Below are 823 nucleotides of genomic sequence, written 5' to 3' on the forward strand. Positions count from 1 at the left end.
GCCACATAAGTAATACTATAGTTGTTTCCGGCGCTTAAAGTACCTTGCGTAATAGTATAGTTTCCGATGTTTTCTCCAGAAGCTCTTGTCAGCGTTCCTGTAAAGGAATCTCCACTTACTAAAGCAGGTGAAACGCTATAAGTAAACGTTGGATCAACTGTTCCATAAACTTTAGTCTGAGAAGCATCAGCAGTTACCGTAATTGGCTTTGCTGTAATAACAAAATCTTTAGCCACATAAGTAATACTATAGTTGTTTCCGGCGCTTAAAGTACCTTGCGTAATAGTATAGTTTCCGATGTTTTCTCCGGCATCTCTTGTCAGCGTTCCTGTGAACGCGTCACCACTTACTAAACTTGGTGAAACGCTGTAAGTAAACGTTGGATCAACTGTTCCGTAAACTTTAGTCTGAGAAGCATCAGCAGTTACAGTAATTAGCTTTGCTGTAATAGCCAAATCTTTACTTACATAAGTAATACTGTAATTGTTTCCTGCACTCAAAGTACCTTGTGTTATCGTATAGTTTCCGATGTTTTCTCCGGCATCTCTTGTCAGCGTTCCTGTGAATGAATCTCCACTTACTAAACTTGGTGAAACGCTGTAAGTAAACGTTGGATCAACTGTTCCGTAAACTTTAGTTTGAGAAGCATCAGCTGTAACTGTAATTGGTTTTGCTGTAATAGCAAAATCTTTAGCCACATAAGTAATACTATAGTTGTTTCCTGCACTCAAAGTACCTTGCGTTATCCCATAGTTTCCGATGTTTTCTCCCGAAGCTCTTGTCAGCGTTCCTGTAAATGAATCTCCATTTACTAAACTTGGTG

At 39.1% G+C, this 823-nt stretch carries 1 protein-coding gene; it reads right to left on the minus strand.

Going from position 1 to position 823, the window contains the following annotated elements; all coding sequences use genetic code 11:
• Positions 1 to 823 (minus strand): MBG domain-containing protein (locus tag ABS764_RS12465; RefSeq protein ID WP_408082300.1); only part of this gene is annotated, 823 nt, incomplete at both ends.

The organism is Flavobacterium plantiphilum, from assembly GCF_046000495.1.
Taxonomy (GTDB): domain Bacteria; phylum Bacteroidota; class Bacteroidia; order Flavobacteriales; family Flavobacteriaceae; genus Flavobacterium; species Flavobacterium plantiphilum.